Source organism: Ensifer sp. 22521, assembly GCF_052044795.1.
Classification (GTDB): domain Bacteria; phylum Pseudomonadota; class Alphaproteobacteria; order Rhizobiales; family Rhizobiaceae; genus Ensifer.
In genome coordinates this window covers 118,111-140,248 of sequence record NZ_JBQENM010000008.1, presented here as the reverse complement: position 1 = coordinate 140,248, position 22,138 = coordinate 118,111, and the positions used below count along the sequence as shown (strand labels likewise).

The following is a 22,138-nucleotide window of genomic DNA, read 5'->3' as shown; positions in this document are numbered from 1 at the left end:
TTCAATGGCGCGCAAGATGCAAAACCGTTCGCGCCATTGCGGTTCATGAAAATTTCACGAAGCGCCGCTGATGGCTCAGCCCTTGGCGATCGCGTCGAAGGCGAGCAGCTTTTCGAGCAGCCGCGGCATGTCTTTCAGGTGCACCATGTTCGGACCGTCCGACGGCGCGTTGTCCGGATCTTCGTGCGTCTCGACGAACACACCGGCGACACCGACCGCGACGGCGGCGCGCGCCAAGGTCTCGACGAATTCACGCTGGCCGCCCGAAGAGCCGCCCTGCCCGCCCGGCTGCTGCACGGAATGGGTTGCATCGAAAACGATGGGTGCGCCGAGGGAAGCCATGATCGGCAGCGAGCGCATGTCGGACACGAGCGTGTTGTAGCCGAAGGAGGCGCCGCGCTCGCAGAGCATGACATTCGGGTTGCCGCTCTCGGTGAATTTCGCCAGTACGTTCTTCATGTCCCAGGGGGCGAGGAACTGGCCCTTCTTGACGTTGATTGCCCGGCCGGTCTTGGCCGCCGCGACCAAGAGGTCCGTCTGGCGCGACAGGAATGCGGGGATCTGCAGGATGTCGACCGTCTCGGCGACGAGAGCGCACTGCTCTTCGGTGTGCACGTCGGTCAGGACCGGAAAGCCGAACTCCTTCTTGAGGTCGGCAAAGATTTCCATCGCCTTATCCAGGCCGATGCCGCGCTTGCCGGAGAGCGATGTGCGGTTCGCCTTGTCGAAGGAGGACTTGTAGACGAGGCCGAGATCGAGCTTCTTGCAGAGTTCCGAGAGCGCGCCCGCCATCATGAAGGCGTGCTCGCGGCTCTCCATCTGGCAGGGGCCGGCGATCAGCGACAGCTTCTCGGTTTGCGCGAAGGCGACCTCATGGCCGCCGTTGCCGACTACTACTCTGGCATTGGTTTTCATCATCAAGCTCCAAAAGCAAAGATCACCCCTTGCCCCGGCATTTCGGGAACAATGAGGCGCCCGCCCATTTCTGCAAATTCGATGTCGTTCTCAGCAAACAGTGCACGCGTCGCCTCGAGGTCGGCGACACGGAAGACGATGGCGCGACCACGCAGGCCGCGCTCGGCACCGCGCACGGAACGGCCGAAGAAGGCTTCCATGCCGGCGGCGTTCAGCACCGAGATCTTGGCGTTGGTGGCCGACACATCCATGCCGAAGGAGTGGGCCGCGACCTCGCGCTCATCGATCGCTTCCTGCAGCAGGTACTGGAAATCGGTGGGGTTGGTTTCCGACAGAACCACCTCGGCGATGCCGATCACGCCGTTTTCATGCTGCTCCAGCGCAGCCCGATCGGTGGGCAGCGCCCGGACACGCTGACAGTTGAAGAGAAAGAGATCCGGCGAGCGCAGGTCTGCCGCGAAGGCAAGGCGGAAGGAACCCAATCCCTCACGGCCATCCGGCAGCTTCATCGGCCGCGAGAACTCCAGCATGTCGCCACCGGAAATGCCGCGCGCCCGAAAGCGGATGTGATCGCTCGCCGCATCTTCGGTGCCGAGGACCAGCGCCGAGAGACCTTCAGGACCCTGGCGGAAGCGGAAGGCCTGGTCGCGCGCGACAAAGGCATTACCTTCGAGTGCAGCGGCTTCGCATTCCTCGCGGGAAGCAACGGCGAGCGGCTCAAGATAGGTGCCATCGGAAAAGAACACGCAGGCGTTTTCGGTACCGAAGGGATGGCGGGCATCCTCAGCGACGGTGAAGCCGAGATTAGATAGGCGGCGCCGTGCCTGCGTAAGCGTATCCACCGGCAGCACGAGGTGATCGAGCGGGCGGGTGGTTCGCTTGGAGAGGCTCATGGCGTTTTCCCTGATGGTTCGCCGCTGTTTGCAACTTTTGGCCGGCGAATGCAAGCGGGCTGGCGGCCACAGAGCCGATTGGCCGCTTGAGCCCAAACAAAGGCCGCAAACAGGAACCCTCCGCGCCGGGCCGCGCCCGCCGCAGAGTCATGCTTGCCAGATGGTGCCGGGCTGCCAGGGTCTCAGTAGTAGCCCGGAGCCGCCGTGGCGTTGGCCGTATTTCCCGCCCCGAGACCGGGGGCGAAGATTTGGGGCTGCGCGTAGGTCGTATTGGTCGAGGACGTGGTGGCACAGCCCGCAAGCCCCAGCACGACCGCCAACGGTACGAACAACGAAGCGATGAAGCGCATATCTATTGACCCTTTCCAGTTTCGCTGACGAACAGAAAAGAATGAAACCGGTGATTTGGCGAGTACGTAACAGTAACGCGACGTAACAAGGCGGCAAAGGGGGCCGGTATCCGCAACCGCAGCGTCGTGTCGACCGCCGCGGTTGTTCTCGTTCCGCCTATGCTTTTGGCCTGAACAGCACGTTCGGGCCAATCCCATCAAAGATGCAGATCGCTCTTAATGGCGCACGTGGCAACAAAGGTCGGCACGAACCTGTCGATCAGGAAGCGTGGTACAGGTTGCCAGTCTTCGTGGAAGCCCGCCAGCACGAATCCGGCCCGTAATTGACCATCGATCTGTTCGGCTAGGCTATGCCCGAACACCAGCGCCTCGCCGCGTTCGATCTTGGATTTTACCACACCGCAGCGAGATGCTCAGCCTCGGCAAAGGGCAGCGCGTAGGCCGGGCGAATGAGGCCGTCTTCCGCATAGCTCGGATTCCGGTCGCCAACGAAAACCACCGGATTGAAGAAGCTGGCGAGCAGTCGTCCGCCGGCCTTGAGCACGCGATGGCATTCCTGCCAAACCGGCTGGATATCCGGAACGTAGAGATTCGATATCGGGTGAAAAACGATATCGAAGGTGTCATTCCGAAAAGCCGAGAGATCGCGCATGTCTCCCTGCACGGCCGTCAGCGACAGACCCTCGCGTGCGGCAACGAGCCGGTCCAGCGCGAGTTGCCCCTCGGAGATATCGAAGACGGTGACCTCGGCACCGGCGGCCGCCAGAATGGGCGCCTGCTGGCCGCCGGCCGAAGCCAGGCACAGGATCTTCTTGCCGCGAACGTCCGGCAGCCACCCCTTCGGCAGATCGCCGGGTGTCAGCCGCGCCTGCCAATGCCCCTCACGGGCCGCGGCGATCATTTCCGGCGTTACCGACCGCGACCACTCGCAGTGCTGACTTGCCTGCCTGTCCCAGGCCTGGCGGTTGTGATCGATGATATCGAGACTGGATTTATCTTGCACGTTCGGTCCCTGGAAACTTGTCCAAATGTGACCGCTCACGATGGAGAAGAGATCGCAGGCGAGGAATGCCTCGGCGTCTGTCCGTCAACGCGGGTCGAGCAATGCCATCGTCCATCCCCTTCGCAAGCGAAGTTGAGGCGAATTCGGTTTTCACCGGGCATTACTGGCGCATTGGACGACGCTGCTCCTGTTGCACCCGCAAGCTAGCGGCTGGGTTGCAGGCGGTCAATGTCGGCGACGACGACTTCGCAGTCGATGGCCGTGGCGTGGCGTCGCATCGGTTTGCGTTCGGTCGCCTCTCAGCGGGAGCGAATATCCAGGGCTCCTGGTCCGTTATCACGTTGCGTGTGATTTCAACCGCTTGAGAAGCGGGCGCAATCGCGTAAGGTTGGTCGATTGCAGCCTGGGGTTACGCCGGGCGCAGGCTGAGGGGGCAGCGCTTGATCTTATTGTTGCAAGGCATGGAACACATCTGGGCCCGACCGGCACGCTCTGCAAAGCGCGCTGGTACGACGGCCTGTTTATCTGGACATGAGCCCACATGATCCGCGATCTGACGGCCAAGCTGGCTTCCATCGCCATCATGATGTTTGCGCGCGCGCTGACTGCGGCGCGCGCCATCTGGCATGAGACCGGCCTCCCACCAAAGCAGAGTATCTATTTCGCCAATCACTCCAGCCATGGCGACTTCGTGCTGGTCTGGGCGGTGTTGCCACCCTGGCTTCGGGAACATGCGCGGCCGGTTGCCGGAGCGGAATACTGGCTGAAATCGAAGCTCTCGGCCTTCATCGGTCGCGACGTGTTCGACGCCGTATTGATCGAGCGCGACGCGACGGCCCGCACCCAGGATCCGGTCGAGCAGATGACAGCCATCCTCAATGACGGCTCGTCGCTGATTCTCTTTCCCGAGGGAACACGCAACCAGACCGAGGCGCGGCTCCTGCCTTTCAAGAGCGGGCTCTACCACCTCGCCTGCAAGCGGCCGGACGTGGCGCTCGTGCCCGTCTGGATCAACAATCTCAACCGCGTGATGCCGAAGGGGGAGTTCGTGCCGATCCCGCTGATTTGTACCGTAAGTTTCGGCGAACCGATGCGCCTCAAAGCGCAGGAGACCAAGGACGAGTTCATCGCCCGTGCCGAGGCCGCCCTGCTCTCGCTCGCCCCCTCTTCGACGGAAGACAATGCATGAGCGCGGCGAGCCTGGATATGCTCAAACTGCTTCTCGGCGTCGGCGGCATTCTCGTCCTGGCGTCGAGCATCGGCTACGTGCTCAAGCAGAAGCTTTCACCGGACGGATCGAACGGCGCGATCGAGAACCTCAACGCCCGCATCAAGGCGTGGTGGGCGATGGTGGTGTTGATTGCCATCGCCTTCGTTGCTGGTCGGGTCGGCGTGCTGCTGCTCTTTGCCTTTTGTTCTTTCGCGGCGCTGCGTGAATTCATCACGCTCATCAACACCCGCCGCGGTGACCACTGGGCGATCGCCGCGGCCTTCTTCGTCGTGCTGCCGATCAATTATTTCCTGCTTTGGGCCGAGCAGTACGGCATCTATTCGATCTTCGTGCCGGTCTATGCCTTTCTGCTGATGCCGATCATCGCGGTTCTGCACGGCGACACGCGCGACTTCCTGCTCAGGATCTCGGAGGTGCAATGGGCGCTGATGATCTGTGTCTTCTGCGCCTCGCATGTGCCGGCGCTGCTGACCCTGCAGATCCCGGGCTATGAGGGACGCAACGTTCTCTTGATCGCCTTCCTGGTCATCGTCGTCCAATCGAGCGACGTGCTGCAATATGTCTGGGGCAAGCTATTCGGCAGGACCAAGATCGCCCCAACGCTTTCGCCCTCGAAGACGGTCGAGGGTTTTGTCGGCGGGGTCGCAAGCGCCACCCTGATCGGCGCCTCGCTCTGGTGGATCACACCGTTCACGCCCGCCCAGGCGGCGTTGATGTCCTTAATCATCACCCTGATGGGCTTCTTCGGAGGGCTCGTCATGTCGGCGATCAAGCGGGACCGCGGCGTCAAGGACTGGGGCCATCTGATCGAGGGCCATGGCGGGTTGATCGACCGGCTGGATTCCGTCGTCTTCTCGGCGCCGATCTTCTTCCATCTGACGCGCTATTGGTGGTCGCTGACATGACCGCGAAGCTGAAGGGACTGGCGGGCAGCGGCGTCGTGCACGTGGCATTCGCTTTTTTCGCCATGGGCGGCTGGGCGCTTTTCGCCAACCGCCATCACCCGATGCCCAAGCCGCTTCTTGCTGCCGTCATCCAGGGTACGCTCTCGGCGCTTCTGACCCTTTACCTCAAGACAGCGGTCGACGCGCTTTCCCGGCGGTTCCGTGGAACCAAGCGATTGTTCCTGCCGCCGCTCCTCGCCTGTCTCGGCTCGTCGGCGGCGCTCGTGGCAATCCACACGATGAGCGGCACGCCGGAGGTCCTGAGGACGATCGCGTTGCCGCTCGCGGTGTCGACCACCTACGCCGCCATCTACAACTATTCCATCAACCGAGGAGAGCCCGGGCATGACCGGTGACCGCAGGCCGCTCGCAAGCCGCAACACCCGCTGGGCCCAGGCGATCGCCCGCCGCCTGGCATCGATGAATGTCACACCCAACCGGATCTCGCAGGCAAGCATGCTGGCCGCCGCCTTTGCCGGGCTGGCCTTCTGGCTGACGGGCGAAACCCAGGATGGCGTGAGGGTTACGCTGTTCATCGCTGCCGCCCTCTTCTGCCAGTTGCGCCTGCTCTGCAATCTCTTCGACGGCATGGTCGCCGTCGAGGGCGGCAAGGGCGAAGCCGACGGTCCGTTCTGGAATGAGTTTCCGGATCGGGTCGCGGATGTCTTCATCTTCGTCGGCGCCGGATACGGGATTGGCGCCCCCGCCCTCGGTTTTGCCGCAGCCGCCTTCGCCGTGCTGACCGCCTATGTACGCGAACTCGGCCGCGCCAATGGCGCCCCGAGCGACTTCTCCGGCCCCATGGCCAAACAGCACCGCATGGCGACAATCACGCTGGCTGCGGTCCTCTCGGCCTTTGAAGGTCTTTGGCTCGGCGACGGTGAAATCCTCTGGGCGGCGCTGCTGTTGATCTCGATCGGCGCGGCCTTAACCGCCCTCGTGCGTGCCCGCCGCCAGATCGCCTGGCTCCGGCACAACGCCACCCCGAAAGGCTGATCGTTCCTTACCGCTACAACTGAACGACGCCCGCGCGATAACCCGCAGGCGCCCCTTGACGTTTCGTTGCATTAATTATTAGATTGATTAGTCGATTTATTAAACTTGAACACTCGACGGGGCGGAGCGGCGTTGCCTGCACCCACTGGCGATCGAGAGGTTCATTTGTCGCAAAAGACTTCTGTTTCAATCGGCTACGGCGCGATCCTCCACGCCTTCCGCTACGGAGAACACGAATGACCAACCCCGACCGCATCGACGATGTCGACGCACTTCGCGGCTTTGCACTGCTCGGAATCCTTCTCGTCAACACCATGGCCTTCGCCTCCGCCTTCTACGGACTGGAACTCGCGGACCCCGCCTTCACCGGCATTGCCGATCGCACCGTGCATCTTGTGATCGCGCTGTTCTTCGAGATGAAGTTCTACCTGCTGTTCTCATTTCTATTCGGCTACAGCTTCACCCTGCAGATGCGCTCGGCGGAAAAATCCGGCGAGGCCTTCGTGCCGCGGCTCTTGCGTCGGCAGGCCGGCCTCTGGCTGATCGGTGTCGCCCATGCGGTTCTGCTCTTCCATGGCGATATTCTCACCACCTATGCCGTGCTCGGCATTGTCCTCCTGATGCTGCGAAACCGCAGCGACGGTGCCCTCTTCCGCCTGGCGAAATGGCTGGTGATTCTCGTCGCCGTCGCATGGGGCGCACTCGGGATTGTTGCCACCCTGGAACCAACGCCGCTTGATCGGCCTGGCATCCTTGCCGCCGCCAAGGCAACCGAACTTGCCTTCCGAGGCGACTGGCAGGCAATCATCAGCCAACACTTGACGGAGCTTTCGTCCGTCTGGGTGATCCTGGGTTTGCTGCAGGCGCCCTCGGCACTCGCGATGTTCGTACTCGGGCTCATCGCCGGCCGTCACAAGACGCTGGCGCGGCCGGAAGAAAACAAGGCGTTGTTCCAACGCCTGCTGCGCGCCGGCCTGTGGATCGGCCTGCCCGGCGCCATCGTCTATGCCTATGCCAGCGTCGAGATGATCGATTCGCCCGTCGCCATCATCGGGCTCTCGATCGGGCTGATTACCGGGCCGTTCCTGACGGGTGCCTATGTCGGCGGCGTGATGCTGTTCCTCGGAACGAAGGCCGGGCAGCGGTTGCGCAACTTACTGGCGCCTGCCGGCCGCATGGCGCTCTCCAACTACCTCGCGCAATCATTGATCGCCGCTCTGATCTTCCATGGCTACGGCCTTGGCCTCATCGGCCAGGCCACACCACTGACAACCGTGCTGATCGCCCTTGGTATCTACACGGCGCAGCTTTTCATCAGCCGCTGGTGGATGGCCCGTTTCGCCTACGGCCCGCTCGAATGGGTCTTGCGCTTCATCACCATCTGGCGGGCGCCGCAATGGCGCAAACCGGTCGGGGCGCGCTGACAACACCTCCGACTGACCGCGGGAGCAGTTCCGCACACCAGCGCGCATGAAAAAGGCCGGTCGCGAGACCGGCCTTTCCTGATCGATGCAAGCCCGGCTTAGACGAGACGGGACTGTTCCAGCGCCGCTTCGACGAAGCTCGCAAACAGCGGATGCGGATCGAGCGGGCGCGACTTCAGTTCCGGATGGTACTGAACGCCGATGAACCACGGATGATCCGGATATTCGACCGTTTCCGGCAGCACGCCGTCCGGCGACATGCCGGAGAAGACTAGGCCGCAAGCCTCAAGGCGGTCCTTGTAGTCGACATTGACTTCGTAGCGGTGGCGGTGGCGCTCGGAAATATCGGTCGAACCATAGATCTCGGCGATCTTAGTGCTGCCCTTGAGCGACGCGCGATAGGCGCCGAGGCGCATGGTGCCGCCGAGATTGCCGGAGGCCGAACGCTTCTCGAGTTCGTTGCCCTTCACCCACTCGGTCATCAGGCCGACAACCGGCTCCTTCGTCGGACCGAATTCGGTCGAGGAGGCCTTCTCGATGCCTGCGAGATTGCGTGCCGCTTCCACGACCGCCATCTGCATGCCGAAGCAGATGCCGAAATAGGGCACCTTGCGCTCGCGGGCAAAACGCGCCGCATTGATCTTGCCCTCGGAGCCGCGTTCACCGAAGCCGCCGGGAACGAGGATGCCGTGTACCTTCTCGAGATAGGGTGCCGGGTCTTCCTTCTCGAAGACTTCCGATTCGATCCACTCAAGCTTGACCTTCACCCGGTTGGCGATACCACCGTGATACAGCGCTTCGATCAGCGACTTGTAGGCGTCCTTGAGGCCGGTGTACTTGCCGACGATCGCGATCGTGACTTCGCCTTCCGGCGTGCGGATACGATCGGCAACGCGCTCCCAGGCTTCCATGCGCGGCTTCGGCGCCGGCTCGATGCCGAAGGCGGCCAGCACTTCGTTGTCGAGGCCTTCCTTGTGGTAGGCGATCGGAACGTCGTAGATCGAGGCAACGTCGAGCGCCTGGATAACGGCCGACTGGCGGACGTTGCAGAACAGCGAGAGCTTGCGACGCTCGGCTTCCGGAATTTCACGGTCGGCACGAACGAGCAGGATATCGGGATGAATGCCGAGCGCCTGCAGTTCCTTGACCGAATGCTGCGTCGGCTTGGTCTTCAGCTCGCCGGCCGCCGGAATATACGGCATCAGCGTCAGATGGACGTAGACGGCGGTGCCACGCGGCAGATCGTTGCCGAGCTGGCGGATCGCCTCCATGAACGGCATCGCTTCGATGTCGCCGACCGTGCCGCCGATTTCGCAGAGCACGAAATCATAGTCGTCGTTGCCTTCGGTAACGAAGCTCTTGATCTCGTTGGTAACGTGCGGGATCACCTGAACGGTTGCGCCGAGATAGTCGCCGCGCCGTTCCTTGTCGATGATGTTCTTGTAGATCCGGCCGGTGGTGATGTTGTCGGTCTTCGTCGCCGAACGCCCTGTGAAGCGTTCATAGTGGCCGAGATCGAGATCGGTCTCCGCACCATCATCGGTTACGAAAACCTCACCGTGCTGGGTCGGGCTCATGGTGCCCGGATCAACGTTGAGGTAGGGGTCGAGCTTGCGCAGTCTCACCCGGTAGCCACGCGCCTGCAGCAGTGCTCCGAGAGCCGCTGCAGCGATGCCTTTTCCGAGGGAGGAAACCACGCCGCCTGTGATGAATACATATCGCGCCATGGGAGTCACCGGATACCTTTTAACAAATGATTCCGCCACCGAAAAATTCATGTTCCAGAACTTTTCGTCTTGGGATGGAGGCAGACTTCACACAAAACAAAACCGGCGGATGAAACATCCGCCGGCGGGTTCTTCTGAATTGCGGCCTTATTGGCCGCTGGGAACTTGCGATCCCGAATTGTTGTTGGCGGGCGTCTCAGTCGTTGTGCCGCCTGCCGGAGCTTCGCCCGATGTTGCCGGCGCCGTCGAAGGGACACCGTTGCCAGTCGCAGCGCCGTTACCGGTTGCCGGGGCCGTTCCCGGCTGCTGCTGCGTGGCGCCACCGGCCGGAGCCTGGGTGTTGCCGCCACCGAGCGAATCGAGAACGCCGCCGCCGTTCGAGCTGGTGCCCGGGATACGGTCGAGGATGTCGGTCGCCTGCGGCTGATAGCGAGCGAGGATGCCCATCGCGAGCGCCAGAACGAAGAAGAGCGCGGCGAGGATCGCCGTCGTGCGGGTCAGCGCGTTGGCCGTGCCGCGGGCGGACATGAAGCCCGAGCCGCCGCCGATGCCGAGACCACCGCCTTCGGAACGCTGAATGAGAACGACGCCGATCAGGGCGACGACCACCATGAGATAGATGACGAGTAGTACGGTCTGCATCAGCTTCCAGTCCTGCCCTTGGGGCACACGAATCAAACCATGCGCAAACTCGGCCTGGCCGGGCGCAATTTTTCGCCTCTTTATACCAAGCCGTACGCCATTCCAAGCCCCTGCCCGGCAACCCGGGCGATCAGGCCGTCAATTCTTCATAAGCCCGGTAGATGGCGAGGAAGTCTTCGGCTTTCAAGCTCGCGCCGCCGATCAGTGCGCCGTCGACATTGGCGACGCCCATCAACTCCTTCGCATTGGAAGGCTTGACCGAGCCACCATAGAGGATACGCATCTTGGCTCCCGCGTCGGCAAAGCGCGAAACGAGTTCCTTGCGCATGAAGGCGTGCGCTTCCTCGACATCGGCTGCGGTCGGGGTCAGGCCCGTGCCGATCGCCCAGACGGGTTCGTAGGCGATGACGGTGTCTTCGGCGGTCGCCGCATCCGGCAAGCTCTCGGCGAGCTGGCGCCTCAGGACATCAAGGGTCTTGCCGGACTTGCGCTCGTCACCGGTTTCGCCGATGCAGACGATCGCCACGAGTTCGGCGGCGTGTGCGGCTTCCGTCTTCGCACGCACCAGCGCATCGCTTTCGGCATGATCGGTGCGGCGCTCGGAATGACCGACAATGACGTGGGTGCCGAAACAATCGGCGATCATTTCGGCGGAAACGTCGCCGGTGTGGGCGCCCGACTGCTTCTGATGGCAATCCTGCGCGCCGATCAGCAACGGGCTATCGTCGCAAAGCGCCGTCGCCACGTAGAGCAGGGTCGCAGGCGGGCAGATCAGCGTTTCGACCTTGGCGGAGAGTTCGCCCTTGACCCCTTCGGCCATCGCCTTGATCTGATCGAGCGAGGCGCGGGTTCCGTTCATCTTCCAGTTGCCGGCGACGAGCGGGCGGATATCGGGCGTCATGCAGTTTCCTCCGGATGCTTTTCTCCCGAAGCGGCCTAGCAAATGCGGCCGGCAAATAAAAGCGCTGACGGCGATTATTCCCGACGGCGGGGCTGGTTGCCTGCCCCGCCGCAAAGACACCTCATGCGGCGCGCGTCATCTCGACCACGGCAAACGGCAGCCCTTCGTCGTCGGTCGCCTTGCGTGCGGTTTCGACGAAACCGAGGCGGAGATAGAACGCGACCGCCGCCTGGTTGTCGGCATACACGCTTACATCCAGTCGCCCGAGCCGGGCGGTAGCATCCTCGACAAGCGCGCGACCGATACCGGCACCGCGAATGTCCGGATCCACGAACAGCCCGCCGATGAAATTCCCGATCAGCCCGATGAAGCCCACGACCTTCCCTTCGATTTCGGCGACCCAGTTGTCGGCCATCGGCAGGTAGGTGTCGCGCACCACCTGCTGCTGCTCGACAAGGCGCGTCTCGCCGAGAAACGGATGACCGAAGCGCGACGCCGCGAGCCAGATTGCCAACAGCCGCTCGCCCTCCTCGGGGCGCCAGGGCCGGATGGTGATGGGCTTGGCGCCAGCGACCGCCCGGCCCCTGCCCCCCGCTCCCTGCTTCCCTTGCGGCTGCAATGCCGCAATCGCATACATAAGCGGCAGGCTTGGCATGGTTGCAGGCGGCGCCATACGCCGGCCACCAAGGTCGCGCATGCCTTCGAAACCGATCCAGCCGTTGGAATAGGGATATTCCGTCAGACGCTCGATCCGGAGCCCGGCATCGATGAGCGCCTGGATCACATCCGCGATGCCCCAGTTGAACTCGAAAGATGGGTGGGGATTGCTAAAGCCCACCACACCCTCCTGGTAGCCTCCGGCCGCAAGACCGGCACCGGAATCCGCAACATAGTCGCCGACGCCCGCTTCGGCGACCGGTTCCTTCGGCGCGTAGTCATAGTGCGGCTCCCAGCTTGGGTCGAAGACCATCGCGAAGGGATGGAACTCGATGAAGGCGAAGCGCCCGCCGGGCTTGAGTACATCGGCGATACCGCGCGCCCAGACCCCGAGGTCCGACAGCCAGCAGATGGTGCCGTAGGACGCAAAGACGCGATCGAACCGCCGTTCGTCTGCGCGGGCACGCTCGAACCATTCGAACAGGTCGGACCGTTCGAATCTGGCCGCGATCCTGCATTCTTCGGAAAGCCGCGTGGCGAAGGCGATCGCCTCATCCGAGATGTCGACGCCGGTCACATTCGCGCCGAGGCGCGCAAGGCTCAGGCTGTCCTGGCCGGAGTTGCATTGGAGATGGAGGAGGTCCAGCCCGGCGATATCACCGAGCAGTTCGATTTCCTCCGGATAGAGCGTGGAGCCCCCGGCACGGAAAAAGGCCGCCTGGTCGCCCTTATGGCTGTTGTGCGCGACTGTCGCCGCATTCCAGGAGAGGCGATTGGCCTCGTGTAGATCGTTACTCATAGTCTACTCATGAAAATCGTGCGGCAGACACGGAGCCAGGGCCCCATGCTGCGCTGTTTTTAGAATTTCAGCACGGCCTCGAGCTCGTCGTCATAGTGCTCGCCCGTCGGCTCAAAGCCGAGCTCTCGATAAAATCCTTCGGGACTGCCGGGACCCTGTCCGTAACTCGTGTAGAGTTCGCGAAGACCGCGCGCCTTCAGATCACGAACGACAAGGGCAATCGCCTGCTTGCCAAAGCCCCTGCCCTGGAACGGGCGGGCAATCATGAAGCGCCAGAGATAGACGCCGGGGCAATCGATACCGTCGTCCCAGTCGGATCCTTCATGCAGCATGATGAAGCCGACCAGCGTCTCTTCGGCATAAACAGCGCGGAACCAGGCATTCTCGGAAAAATGCGCCTCGGCAATCGAGGTGCCGTTGTCCGCCACCATGCTGCGCTGTTCGTCGCTTAGCGTTTCGCTGAGCTCGCAGACGTCGCAGACGGTCAGGGCTGAAATGCGCCGGAGGGTAATTTCGGCATCAGACGGCAATACGGTCCCACCATTGGAAACTCCTAAGAAAAATCAAAATGTTAAAAAAGAGCCGGAACCAGAACGGTCGACTTCGGATCACCCGCTAAAGGGGCAAACGGCACGTATGATGAAATCATGGCGAGAAAACGCCTGACCGTTCGCGATAGCGAACGGCGCTAGACTCCGGTTCGCAGATGGTCCTGGCCCTACCCTAGAAACCCAAAGTCACTTTGGTCGGCCTGCTGACGGATGTGTACCGCCGTTCTCCAGGCCGGCAATCGCCGCGTGAACGTCCGCCTCCACGTCTTCGTCGAACTGCTCGAAGATCGCATCGCCGATCAAGCCGTGAACCTCGCGCAGGTAAGGGGCAGCCGCCTCGCCTTCGCCAAGAGCGAGGTAGGAGCGTGCGATCGAAAGCGACGAAAGCGGCTGGCGCCGCTCCAAGGTCCACTCGCGGGACAGCAGCGAGACGGCGATGCTCTCGCGGTACCGCCCGGCATCGCAAAGTGCCGCGCCGTAACCACTCTTGATCCAGTAATACATGTCCGTGAAAGCGAGGTGGGCATCGGCTATGTCGGATGCCAGACGCCAGGCATCGATCGCCTCGCCATATTTGCCTTCGGTTCCAAGGCGGATGCCCGTGCGAGCCAGATCATAAGCCTCCCGCTCATGCGGACTCATTGGTGTCGTTTTTTTCTTCGGTGTCGTTTTTTTCTTCGTCATCTACGCCAGCCCAACTGCTTCCAGGAACAACCCCTCCGTGTCCCCTTCCACCGCAAGTGGACCACAGCTTGCTGACGTCAACAAGATCGCAGTGCAATTTTACGGTATTATCGGCGAATAAAAGCATGAGCTCATGGGTCTCACCGCCGTAACCGAGTTGTAGCGGCCGGGCTGGCGACCACGGAGACGAACATGTTGCGCAACGACAAGGCCGGGTTCGGCTGGGTCACCATCATCCTTCACTGGACGATTGCGGCGATCATCCTTGCCTTGCTCGCCCTCGGCTTCATCATGCGCCGGGTTCCGATCGACCCAGTGCTGCAGTTTTCGCTGTACCAGTGGCACAAGTCGCTGGGTTTCACCGCGCTTGGCCTGGCGGTGGTGCGCGCCCTCTGGCACGTGGTCGAGCTTCATCCGAAGCCGCCGGAAGGCCTCAGCCCCCTTGAGCAGCGCGCAGGCAGCGTCACTCATATCGTGCTCATGGGGCTTGCGCTCGCTGTCCCGCTTGCCGGTTGGGCCGTCGCATCCACCTCGACGCTGAACATCCCAAGCTTTTACTTCAACTGGGTCGTCATACCGCATCTGCCGATGGCGAAATCGGCACCGGCTGAGAACCTCTGGACGCTCGTCCATATGACGCTCGCCTATCTGCTCCTCGTCTTTGTGACGCTTCACGTATTGGCCGCCCTCTACCACCACTTTGCGCGGCGGGACGACGTCCTCGTCCGCATGCTGCCAACCGGATCGCGACGCCATAAACGCTCCCAAACGGCGGGCGCGGATCCGGTCATCGCTGGAAGGAAGAAACCATGACACTGCGCTTGCAACCATCACCCAAGGCAATTGCACTCGCCTTGCTGGCGGCCATGTCCGTTAGTCCCTCGCTCGCTGTCGGCGCCGCGCCAGACCTTGCCGATGCGGCCGGAAACTACGGCATCACGCCCGCTTCCCGTATCCATTTCACGGTAGCACAAGCAGGCGGCGGAGGAATCGTCGGCGACTTCGGCAAATTTTCCGGCAGCTTCCGCATCGACCGAAATGATGTCGACCACTCGACCGTCGAGTTCACGCTCTACCCGGAAAGTGTGAAAACGGGAGAGAAGCGGACCGAGGATTTCCTGAAGTCCAGCGCCGTTTTCGACACCGCGAACTACAGCACCGTCACCTTCCGTTCGACGAATGTGAAGCAGACCGGCCCCGCTACGGCGGCGGTCGAAGGAACGTTGACCGCCCGCGGCACCTCGCGAAAGGAACGCTTCTCGGTGACGCTGCTTGACTGGAACCGCGGCTCGATCGCCTTCAACATCCGCGGCAACATCCACCGTTCGCCCTATGGCATGGATGTCGGCACGCCGATCTATTCCAACGTCGTCGAGTTCGACATGAACATCAAAGGGCAGAGGCGGTGAACGCCCCTGCCCCTTTATGAACGCAAGTCCTCGGCTCAGCCGATCTGGCTGCCGACGAAATCCTTGACGATGCGCACGATACCGCGGCCGAGCAGGTCGTCGAGCGCCGCGATGAACTGGTCGACATGAGCGCGCTCGCAGATCAGCGGCGGCTCGAGCCGGATGACGTTGCGATTGTATTCGGTAAAGGCCACCAGCACATCGTAGTCGCGTAGGAGCAGCGCGCCGATGAAGCCGGACAACGAACCCTTGAGTTTGTCGTCAAGCATGGAGACGACTGGGCGCAGCACCATCGGCAGCGTCTGGCTGAAGTCCTGGAACTCCAGGCCGACCATCAGCCCCTGGCCGCGAACGTCCTTGATGATCTTCGGGTATTTCTCCTTCAGCGCCTGCAGGCGATCGAGCAGATAGTTGCCGCTGTCGGCGGCCCGGTCGATCAGGTGCTCGTCATAGAGCACGTTGATGCCTTCGATCGCCGTGACGCAGGCCTCGCCCATGCCGCCAAAGGTCGCCATGGCATGGATCATTGCGGTCTTCGACGTGCCGTAGGCCTTCATGTAGACTTCGCGACGGGCGATCATCGCGCCGACGGCTGCCTTGCCGGCGCCGAGCGACTTGGCGAGCGCTGTCACGTCAGGCACGACACCATAGTGCTCGAACGCATAGAAGCGGCCGGAGCGACCATAACCGCACTGTACCTCGTCGGCGACCCAGAGCACGCCGTACTTGTCGCAGAGCGCACGAAGCTTCTGCCAATACTCGGCCGGCGCCTGGATGATGCCGCCGCCTCCCTGGATGGTTTCGAGCACGATGACACCGATTTCCGGATCGGACTTGAAGGCGTTTTCCACCGCGTCGATATCGGCGAAGGGAACGCGCACCGTATTGTCGGTGAGCTTGAAGTCGGCGCGATAGAGTTGGCCGTCGGTGATGGCGAGCACACCCTTGGTCTTGCCGTGGAAGGAATTCTCGGCATAGACGACCTTAGGCCGCTTCGGACCGGCCGCACGCTCGGCAAGCTTGACGGCAGCCTCCATCGCTTCCGAGCCGGACGAGCCGAGGAAGACCATGTCGAGGTCACCCGGCGAGCAGGCGGCGATGTTCTTGGCCAGCGCCGCCGCATATTGCGACATGAAGGCGATGGCGATCTCGTGACGCTTCTCGTCCTGGAACTTCTGCCGCGCTTCAAGGATGCGCGGATGGTTATGGCCGAAGGCCAGCGAGCCGAAGCCACCGAAGAAATCGAGGATCTTGCGGCCGTTCTGGTCGGTGTAGAACATGCCCTCGGCGCTTTCGATCTTCACCTTGTGGAAGCCAAGAAGCTTCATAAAGTGAAGCTGTCCGGGATTCAGATGCTCCTTGAAAGCCGTGGTGATGTCGCCGATCGACATGGCCTTTGCCTGTTCCACGGTGATCAGTTCGGGCTTTGTCACACCACCATCGAGCGAAGGGGCGGCAACGGCGATACGGTTCGGTATGTCCAACATGGTGTCTCCCCTCATTCGGCCGGCACGGCGACGGCGGCGGTGGCCGCGGCACCCATTTTCTTTGCCCGATATTCGTCATAGGCGGCGACCAGCATGTCGCCATCATTGTATTCCGCACGCCATCCGAGCTCGCGCTTCAGCTTGCCGGTCTCACGCACGCACATCTCGTCTGCGATCAGATACTGCTCCGGATCCATGATCGGCTTGTTGATCAGATCGAAGAAGGCCAGCGTCTGCTTGACCGCGAAGGCGGGGGTCGGCAGCAGGAACGATTTGGAACCGGCGTGCTCGATGAGATTGCCGAGCAGGTCGCGCACCGAGGGCGGATTGTCGGAGCCGAGATTGTAAGCTTCATTCGGCACGCCACCCTTCCAGGCAAGGCGTGCAGCTTCGGCGCAATCGAAGACCGAGATGAACTGATAGGGCACCTTGCCCGAGCCGATCATCGGCACCGGCAGGTTCATGTCGATCAGCTTGAACAGCTTCTCGAGAATGCCGAGACGACCGGGGCCGATGATCAGGCGCGGGCGGAAGATCGAAATGTTCATGCCCTGCTTGCGCCATTGCACCGCAAGCTGCTCGGTCGCCCATTTCGACTTGCCGTATTCGCCGAGCGGCTTTGCCGGATGGGTTTCGGTCTGCGGCGATTGCACCGTGTGGCCGTAGATCATGTCGGTGGTGAACTGCACCAGGCGCGATGCGCCGGCGGCGTCCATGGCCTTCATGATGTTTTCGGCGCCGTAATAGTTGACGGGCCAGAAGAATTCCCAGCGCTTCGAGCGGATCTGCAGCGGCGACAGCATCTTGGCCGCCATATTGTAGACCATGTCATCGGGACCGATGCCGACCTTCTGTACAGCCTTCAGGTCAGTGACGTCGCAATGGACGAAGCGGGCGCGGCCGTAATGCGGCAGGTCGGACTTGACGATATCGGCGATCACCACGTCCTCGCCGTCCTTGACTAGACGTTCCGCCAGGTGACGGCCAACAAAGCCGTCGCCACCAAAGATGATGTGTTTCATGACTTGCTCCCGAATTCTGCAGTGCTCACCCCGGCTGCATCCGCCGACTTGTCATCGGCGTGGGATGAGATGCCCGACTGGGCGATAAGAAGGGTTCCTGCGCAGATCAGCGCGATGCCGGCGATGCGCCAGGCATTGAGGTCCTCGCGGAAAACGAAATAGGCGAAGACCGCGACTGCGACGTAGGCGAGGCTCAGGAACGGATAAGCAAAGGAAAGCTCGACCTTCGACAGCACATAGAGATGCGACGCCATCGAAATGACGAAGGTCGCGAGGCCGGCAAAGACCCAGGGGTTGAAGACGATCTGGAACAGCCGGACGATCGCCGTTTCAGCGGTCATAGAAATCGGCCCGAGCGTCAGCATGCCCTGTTTCAGCATGAGCTGAGCGGCAGCGTTGGTAAGCACCGTAAAGAGAATGAATGGAATATATTTCATTGTTTTACTCCCAGTCCCGAAAATGTACTTACGGGCAAGAGACGGATTTTCCGTGAAGTTTGAAAGTTTATTTGAATAAAATTATCTGCATTCTCATTCTGGCAAAGCCAGAGCCGTGCGCTTCCAGAAGTTGGAAACGAGCGCTGGATCGCGCAACGCCTCGAGCCTCCTCCAGGAAGGGAAAGACATTTCAAAGACTTGCGGGCTCATGCGAGCATCCTTGTACGGATTGACCGCACCGCCTGCCTCCACCACGATGCTATCGAGCGCATCCAGCAGCTTTACTGTCCGTTCACCTTGATTGGCGAAGTCCAATGTCAAAGTAAAACCGGGTCGCGGGAAGGACAGAACGCCGCGCGAGCCGATATCGCCAAAACGCTTGAGAACCGTCAGGAACGACGCATGGCCGGCCTTGCGAGCCGTTTCCATGAGTTGCGCGGTGATCGCCGGTGCCCGCTCTGCCGGGTAGACGCTCTGGTGCTGATAGAGACCGCGTGGGCCGTAAAGCCTGTTCCAGGCGCCGATGGCATCCAGCGGATAGAAATAGGAGGTCCAGGGAACCGTCGTCACGGTTTCGCCAGGCTTTTCCTTGCGGAAGTAATATTCGTTGAAGGCCTTGAGCGTTGTCCGGTTCAGAAGATTGAAGGGCGGCGCGAAGGGCACCGAAAGCTTCAATCCCTTCGGGATATCGGGCAGTTCACAGGAGCCGTCGGCATGGTCGCCGGCCAGCAGTACGCCCCTGCCCGCGCGGGCTCCTACAGCGAGTTGGTCGATCCAGGCAACGGAATATTCGTGCTCGTCGTCGACCCGATCGACGAGGGCGAAGTATTGGTCGAGATTATCGAAGCGGATCGCATGCTGTTGCACGTGCGGCGACGGCACCTTCATCAGCCGCAGATCCACGGTCAGGATCAACCCCGTCAGGCCCATGCCGCCGATGGTCGCAGCGTAGAGTTCAGCGTTCTCTCCGGGCGAACAGGTCAATCGATCCCCGTTCGAGCGCAGAAGCGTGAAACCTGTCACGTGATTGCCGAAGGTGCCGCGCGCATGGTGGTTCTTGCCGTGCACGTCGTTGGCAAGTGCGCCGCCGACGGTCACGAAAGCCGTGCCGGGGGTGACCGGCAGGAAGAAGCGATGTTCGATCGCGCGTTCGAGCACCTCGCGCAACGTCACGCCGGCCTCGCAGGTCATCATGCCGGTGCCGGGATCGAAGGCGATGATCCGGCCATGCCGGCGGCTTTCGATCAGCGTGCCTCGGTCATTGTGGCAACTGTCGCCGTAGCTGCGGCCATTGCCGAAGGGCAAGTAGCCTTCCGCCTCCAGGCTGCCGAGGCGATCCTCATAGTCGTCAGGCGAAATGGCCGGCCGCGCGCGATTGTCGAGGCGGCCCCAGCTTTTATGGTCTTGCAAACTCATTGCGGCCCGATGGCTCCAAACAGTATCAACAGCGCGCCGATCAGCATGGTCAATTGGCTGCGCCAGTCACGCATGATGAAGACAACAGGGTCCTCATGCAGCATGCCGCGACGCGCGAGCATCCAGATGCGCAACAACATATAGAGCACCAGCGGGCAAAGCGGCCACAGCGCCCACGGCGTGGTGTACATTTCCTGGAGTTCCTTGCTGTGCACGTAGAGCGCAAGGACCAGAGCCGAGGTGAAAGCGGAAGCAACGCCAGCCTGCCCCACCATCTCGAAATCGACAGCGAGATAGCCGCGCCCCGGAACGTTGCCGCCATCCTTGTCGTCGAATTCGTGCAACTCGACATAGCGCTTCACCAGCGCCAGGCTGAGGAAGAAGAAGATGGCGAAGGAGACCAGCCAGAAGGAGAGTTCCGTGCCCGTGGCCGCGGCACCGGCAACAATGCGCGTGGTGTAGAGGCCGGCGAGCGTGAAGACGTCGACCAACAGCTTGCGCTTCAGCACGAAGGTATAGGCAGTCGTCGCGCAGGCATAGAACGCCAGCACACCGGCAAATTTCCATGGCAGCAACAGCGTCAGCGACAGCGATGCCAGGACGAGGCAGCCGGCAAGAATGAGCGCTGTTGGCACCGACATCTGGCCGCTGGCGAGCGGCCTGTGACGCTTCTTTGCATGGCGGCGATCATTGGCGAGGTCCGAAAGATCGTTGATGACATAGACCGCCGAGGCGAGGAAGCTGAAGGCGAAGAAGGCGACGATGACGCTCATGATCGCGTCGAAATGCAGCACCTCATGATTGAGGATCATCGGCACGCCGATGAGTACGTTTTTCGCCCATTGATGCACGCGGATGGACTTCAACGGCGCAAGCGCGCTCACCTTGCCGGTCTCCAGCCGTTCCGCGTCATGATTGCGGCGCCACTTCTCCGCCGCAGCATCCGGGGCGACCACGATCGCACGCCGCGCTACCTCGAAAACGGCGATATCGTCACGGCTGTTGCCCATATAGTCGAAGGCACCGTCGCCGAAACGATCGACCAACGCCTGGCGCTTGCGGCTGCTCGTCAGATTGAGCGCATCGGTCGAATGCATGACCGAGGAAAAAAGTCCGACATGATCGGCAACGTCTCTGGCGACCGACGGTGCAGCGCCGGTGACGAGCACCAGTTCGCGGCCCGCCTTTCTCTCCTCGGCGAGCCGATCGATGACGGCCTGCCGGTAGGGCCAGTCCTGAGCCTTGCGGCCGGAACGCAAGGCCACCTCATGCTTCAGCCGCGCCTTGCCCTTCGCCAACCAGAACAGCATGGGAAAGAGCATCAGCGGATTGCGCAAGAGAATGATCGCCGCACCTTCCCACAGCGTATCGGCGGCCAACAAAGTACCGTCCAGATCCACACACAGCGGAATGTGCCGTGTCTCGGTGCGCGCGTCCATGAATTCCATCCCAGCCATAATTGCCGGGCATGATGACGTCTTCAACTTTCCAGAGTGGAAACGCGGGCCACAATCTCGCCCGGAAACTGTCGGGCTGGTTAACAAATGTCAGCGGCGCGGACAAAGGTCAGCGGCGACCGATCCAGTTCAATGCATCGCGCCAGTCGGTCATGCGCACCGGGGTGCCGTGCGAGCCGGTTTCGAAGAGGACGAAGCGTGTCGGGTAGCCTTGGCCCTTCAGCGTGCGATAGAGCGCTTTCTGGCTCTCGGCCGGATAGACGCTGTCGCGGCTGCCATGGCTGAAGAACATGGGCAGATTCGCCTTGTAAGCAGCGCTCTTGGTGAAATCGGGGTCGCTTACGCCACCCATGACCATCATGCCGCTGAGAGCCGCGACCGCGGAGGCATCGCGCGAAACGCCCCAGCAGATGAAGCTTCCCATCGAGGCGCAGGCCAGCACCACGGGGCGACCGCCTGAGTGCTCGGAAACCTGTTTGACCAGGCCGGCAATATCCGCAGCGCCTGCCGTGTCGAAGGAGCGGACGCTCGGCGCGTAGTAGACTCCGCCATTGGCGACGGCGAGGTTCTTCAGCCGATTGAAGTTACCGCCGAAGGAAAAATCGTTGGTGCCGAGCCGGCGATCACCGCCGCGGCCGTGGATGAAGATCACCGTGAAGGCAGCGCCGCGATCCGGACCGACACGGGTCACGTCAAGCAAGCGACCGCCAATGTCGAGCTTCTCATTGACTTGCTCGCTTTTCACGCCCAGCGAAACATAGGCGCGCTTCACCCGGCGTTCCGGAATTTCGTCCCGTTCGTTGATGTCGCGCAGTTCCTGATATTCCACCGTCAGGTCGTCGCCGCCATCATTTTGTTGCAGCACCTTGGCATAGGAGAAAAGCTCGTCCTTGAAGGGTTTCAATGTCTGCGCTTGAGCCGCGGAAGCGCCTGCGGCGAAGGCCGCAGCCAGAAAAAGCCGGCGAAACGGAAAAACAGTTGTGGACACGGCCAATGACGGGCTCCCTCTTTGGCCGGAAGCCTTGCCATCGCACGGACGCCAAAGCAACACTTGCTCCGTAACAGGGCCGCAAAGGCGGCATTTCACCTGCAAGCGATGCCAGCATTCTCCTTTTGTTCGCTCTTTCGGCGGGAGTCTGGCAGAATTCAGGTGATTCGACCGCCGGGGGATGGCGGCAAAGTCGAGGTCTTGC

At 61.8% G+C, this 22,138-nt stretch carries 23 protein-coding genes; 7 read left to right on the top strand and 16 right to left on the bottom strand.

All coding sequences use genetic code 11. The features are described from left to right. Window positions 1-75: 75 nt before the first annotated feature. The 4 genes from kdsA to ACTJKE_RS14020 all read right to left on the bottom strand — a co-directional run bounded on the left by kdsA (window position 76) and on the right by ACTJKE_RS14020 (window position 3,161). Window positions 76-918, bottom strand: coding sequence for a 3-deoxy-8-phosphooctulonate synthase (kdsA, locus tag ACTJKE_RS14035; RefSeq protein ID WP_176907138.1), 843 nt, complete (start codon window positions 916-918; stop codon window positions 76-78). After that, entirely contained in the window at window positions 918-1,808 is an 891-nt protein-coding gene (locus tag ACTJKE_RS14030; RefSeq protein WP_113131795.1) for a VOC family protein, read from the bottom strand. The genes kdsA and ACTJKE_RS14030 overlap by 1 nt, the downstream gene beginning before the upstream one ends. Window positions 1,809-2,355: 547 nt before the next feature. Next, the gene (locus ACTJKE_RS14025; protein WP_197417231.1) at window positions 2,356-2,556 is read right to left on the bottom strand and encodes a hypothetical protein; all 201 of its coding nucleotides are present in this window, start codon (window positions 2,554-2,556) and stop codon (window positions 2,356-2,358) included. Beyond that, window positions 2,550-3,161 (bottom strand): class I SAM-dependent methyltransferase, encoded by a 612-nt coding sequence (locus ACTJKE_RS14020; protein ID WP_197417230.1) that lies wholly within the window; start codon window positions 3,159-3,161, stop codon window positions 2,550-2,552. The genes ACTJKE_RS14025 and ACTJKE_RS14020 overlap by 7 nt, the downstream gene beginning before the upstream one ends. A gap of 541 nt (window positions 3,162-3,702) precedes the next feature. Here ACTJKE_RS14020 and ACTJKE_RS14015 point away from each other — a divergent pair. The 5 genes from ACTJKE_RS14015 (at window position 3,703) to ACTJKE_RS13995 (ending at window position 7,756) form a co-directional block, all read left to right on the top strand. Next, window positions 3,703-4,350: a lysophospholipid acyltransferase family protein gene (locus ACTJKE_RS14015; protein ID WP_373419809.1), complete on the top strand. Its 648-nt coding sequence runs from the start codon at window positions 3,703-3,705 to the stop codon at window positions 4,348-4,350. Then, a complete protein-coding gene (locus ACTJKE_RS14010; RefSeq protein ID WP_058320572.1) occupies window positions 4,347-5,297 on the top strand; it encodes a phosphatidate cytidylyltransferase in 951 nt (316 codons plus the stop codon). The genes ACTJKE_RS14015 and ACTJKE_RS14010 overlap by 4 nt, the downstream gene beginning before the upstream one ends. Continuing rightward, window positions 5,294-5,692: a hypothetical protein gene (locus ACTJKE_RS14005; protein WP_057255650.1), complete on the top strand. Its 399-nt coding sequence runs from the start codon at window positions 5,294-5,296 to the stop codon at window positions 5,690-5,692. The genes ACTJKE_RS14010 and ACTJKE_RS14005 overlap by 4 nt, the downstream gene beginning before the upstream one ends. Next, window positions 5,682-6,332 carry a CDP-alcohol phosphatidyltransferase family protein gene (locus tag ACTJKE_RS14000; RefSeq protein ID WP_058320571.1) on the top strand — a complete coding sequence of 217 codons (651 nt, stop codon included), beginning with the start codon at window positions 5,682-5,684 and terminating at the stop codon, window positions 6,330-6,332. The genes ACTJKE_RS14005 and ACTJKE_RS14000 overlap by 11 nt, the downstream gene beginning before the upstream one ends. A 236-nt stretch (window positions 6,333-6,568) precedes the next feature. Then, window positions 6,569-7,756 (top strand): DUF418 domain-containing protein, encoded by a 1,188-nt coding sequence (locus ACTJKE_RS13995; RefSeq protein WP_058320570.1) that lies wholly within the window; start codon window positions 6,569-6,571, stop codon window positions 7,754-7,756. A gap of 98 nt (window positions 7,757-7,854) precedes the next feature. Here the strand turns inward: ACTJKE_RS13995 and ACTJKE_RS13990 are convergent, their stop codons facing one another. The 6 genes from ACTJKE_RS13990 to ACTJKE_RS13965 all read right to left on the bottom strand — a co-directional run bounded on the left by ACTJKE_RS13990 (window position 7,855) and on the right by ACTJKE_RS13965 (window position 13,675). Further along, a complete protein-coding gene (locus ACTJKE_RS13990) occupies window positions 7,855-9,492 on the bottom strand; it encodes a CTP synthase (RefSeq protein ID WP_082663638.1) in 1,638 nt (545 codons plus the stop codon). 138 nt (window positions 9,493-9,630) lie between these two features. Beyond that, window positions 9,631-10,125: a preprotein translocase subunit SecG gene (gene secG, locus ACTJKE_RS13985; RefSeq protein ID WP_057255646.1), complete on the bottom strand. Its 495-nt coding sequence runs from the start codon at window positions 10,123-10,125 to the stop codon at window positions 9,631-9,633. A gap of 130 nt (window positions 10,126-10,255) precedes the next feature. Next, window positions 10,256-11,026, bottom strand: a complete 771-nt coding sequence (gene tpiA, locus ACTJKE_RS13980; protein WP_057255645.1) for a triose-phosphate isomerase — start codon at window positions 11,024-11,026, stop codon at window positions 10,256-10,258. Between the two features lie 121 nt (window positions 11,027-11,147). Then, on the bottom strand, window positions 11,148-12,482 hold the full coding sequence (locus ACTJKE_RS13975) for a bifunctional class I SAM-dependent methyltransferase/GNAT family N-acetyltransferase (protein ID WP_063893394.1): 1,335 nt from the start codon (window positions 12,480-12,482) through the stop codon (window positions 11,148-11,150). Window positions 12,483-12,541: 59 nt separating this feature from the next. Beyond that, window positions 12,542-13,012: a GNAT family N-acetyltransferase gene (locus tag ACTJKE_RS13970; protein ID WP_058328565.1), complete on the bottom strand. Its 471-nt coding sequence runs from the start codon at window positions 13,010-13,012 to the stop codon at window positions 12,542-12,544. 207 nt (window positions 13,013-13,219) lie between these two features. Next, window positions 13,220-13,675 (bottom strand): hypothetical protein, encoded by a 456-nt coding sequence (locus ACTJKE_RS13965; RefSeq protein ID WP_058328564.1) that lies wholly within the window; start codon window positions 13,673-13,675, stop codon window positions 13,220-13,222. A gap of 234 nt (window positions 13,676-13,909) precedes the next feature. Here ACTJKE_RS13965 and ACTJKE_RS13960 point away from each other — a divergent pair, with 234 nt between their 5' ends. Next, entirely contained in the window at window positions 13,910-14,530 is a 621-nt protein-coding gene (locus tag ACTJKE_RS13960) for a cytochrome b (protein WP_058328563.1), read from the top strand. Further along, entirely contained in the window at window positions 14,527-15,126 is a 600-nt protein-coding gene (locus tag ACTJKE_RS13955; protein ID WP_058328562.1) for a YceI family protein, read from the top strand. The genes ACTJKE_RS13960 and ACTJKE_RS13955 overlap by 4 nt, the downstream gene beginning before the upstream one ends. A gap of 35 nt (window positions 15,127-15,161) precedes the next feature. Here the strand turns inward: ACTJKE_RS13955 and ACTJKE_RS13950 are convergent, their stop codons facing one another. The 6 genes from ACTJKE_RS13950 to ACTJKE_RS13925 form a co-directional block, all read right to left on the bottom strand. Then, the gene (locus ACTJKE_RS13950) at window positions 15,162-16,613 is read right to left on the bottom strand and encodes an aspartate aminotransferase family protein (protein WP_425986905.1); all 1,452 of its coding nucleotides are present in this window, start codon (window positions 16,611-16,613) and stop codon (window positions 15,162-15,164) included. An 11-nt stretch (window positions 16,614-16,624) separates the two neighbouring features. Continuing rightward, window positions 16,625-17,635, bottom strand: coding sequence for an NAD-dependent epimerase/dehydratase family protein (locus tag ACTJKE_RS13945; RefSeq protein ID WP_058320564.1), 1,011 nt, complete (start codon window positions 17,633-17,635; stop codon window positions 16,625-16,627). Then, window positions 17,632-18,072, bottom strand: a complete 441-nt coding sequence (locus tag ACTJKE_RS13940) for an EamA family transporter (RefSeq protein WP_058320563.1) — start codon at window positions 18,070-18,072, stop codon at window positions 17,632-17,634. The genes ACTJKE_RS13945 and ACTJKE_RS13940 overlap by 4 nt, the downstream gene beginning before the upstream one ends. Before the next feature lie 93 nt (window positions 18,073-18,165). Beyond that, a complete protein-coding gene (locus ACTJKE_RS13935) occupies window positions 18,166-19,488 on the bottom strand; it encodes an FAD-binding oxidoreductase (RefSeq protein WP_162733539.1) in 1,323 nt (440 codons plus the stop codon). Then, a complete protein-coding gene (locus tag ACTJKE_RS13930) occupies window positions 19,485-20,927 on the bottom strand; it encodes a UbiA family prenyltransferase (RefSeq protein ID WP_093232478.1) in 1,443 nt (480 codons plus the stop codon). Before ACTJKE_RS13930 ends, ACTJKE_RS13935 begins: the two co-directional genes overlap by 4 nt. A gap of 127 nt (window positions 20,928-21,054) precedes the next feature. Continuing rightward, window positions 21,055-21,939 carry an alpha/beta hydrolase gene (locus ACTJKE_RS13925; protein WP_440636953.1) on the bottom strand — a complete coding sequence of 295 codons (885 nt, stop codon included), beginning with the start codon at window positions 21,937-21,939 and terminating at the stop codon, window positions 21,055-21,057. Window positions 21,940-22,138: the final 199 nt, after the last annotated feature.

Coding starts and splice junctions, on each gene's coding strand:
- kdsA (WP_176907138.1), bottom strand. CDS start 918: ATGATGAAAACCAATGCCAGAGTAGTAGTCGGCAACGGCGGCCATGAG.
- ACTJKE_RS14030 (WP_113131795.1), bottom strand. CDS start 1,808: ATGAGCCTCTCCAAGCGAACCACCCGCCCGCTCGATCACCTCGTGCTG.
- ACTJKE_RS14015 (WP_373419809.1), top strand. CDS start 3,703: ATGATCCGCGATCTGACGGCCAAGCTGGCTTCCATCGCCATCATGATG.
- ACTJKE_RS14010 (WP_058320572.1), top strand. CDS start 4,347: ATGAGCGCGGCGAGCCTGGATATGCTCAAACTGCTTCTCGGCGTCGGC.
- ACTJKE_RS14005 (WP_057255650.1), top strand. CDS start 5,294: ATGACCGCGAAGCTGAAGGGACTGGCGGGCAGCGGCGTCGTGCACGTG.
- ACTJKE_RS14000 (WP_058320571.1), top strand. CDS start 5,682: ATGACCGGTGACCGCAGGCCGCTCGCAAGCCGCAACACCCGCTGGGCC.
- ACTJKE_RS13995 (WP_058320570.1), top strand. CDS start 6,569: ATGACCAACCCCGACCGCATCGACGATGTCGACGCACTTCGCGGCTTT.
- secG (WP_057255646.1), bottom strand. CDS start 10,125: ATGCAGACCGTACTACTCGTCATCTATCTCATGGTGGTCGTCGCCCTG.
- tpiA (WP_057255645.1), bottom strand. CDS start 11,026: ATGACGCCCGATATCCGCCCGCTCGTCGCCGGCAACTGGAAGATGAAC.
- ACTJKE_RS13975 (WP_063893394.1), bottom strand. CDS start 12,482: ATGAGTAACGATCTACACGAGGCCAATCGCCTCTCCTGGAATGCGGCG.
- ACTJKE_RS13965 (WP_058328564.1), bottom strand. CDS start 13,675: ATGAGTCCGCATGAGCGGGAGGCTTATGATCTGGCTCGCACGGGCATC.
- ACTJKE_RS13960 (WP_058328563.1), top strand. CDS start 13,910: ATGTTGCGCAACGACAAGGCCGGGTTCGGCTGGGTCACCATCATCCTT.
- ACTJKE_RS13955 (WP_058328562.1), top strand. CDS start 14,527: ATGACACTGCGCTTGCAACCATCACCCAAGGCAATTGCACTCGCCTTG.
- ACTJKE_RS13950 (WP_425986905.1), bottom strand. CDS start 16,613: ATGTTGGACATACCGAACCGTATCGCCGTTGCCGCCCCTTCGCTCGAT.
- ACTJKE_RS13945 (WP_058320564.1), bottom strand. CDS start 17,635: ATGAAACACATCATCTTTGGTGGCGACGGCTTTGTTGGCCGTCACCTG.
- ACTJKE_RS13940 (WP_058320563.1), bottom strand. CDS start 18,072: ATGAAATATATTCCATTCATTCTCTTTACGGTGCTTACCAACGCTGCC.
- ACTJKE_RS13935 (WP_162733539.1), bottom strand. CDS start 19,488: ATGAGTTTGCAAGACCATAAAAGCTGGGGCCGCCTCGACAATCGCGCG.
- ACTJKE_RS13930 (WP_093232478.1), bottom strand. CDS start 20,927: ATGGACGCGCGCACCGAGACACGGCACATTCCGCTGTGTGTGGATCTG.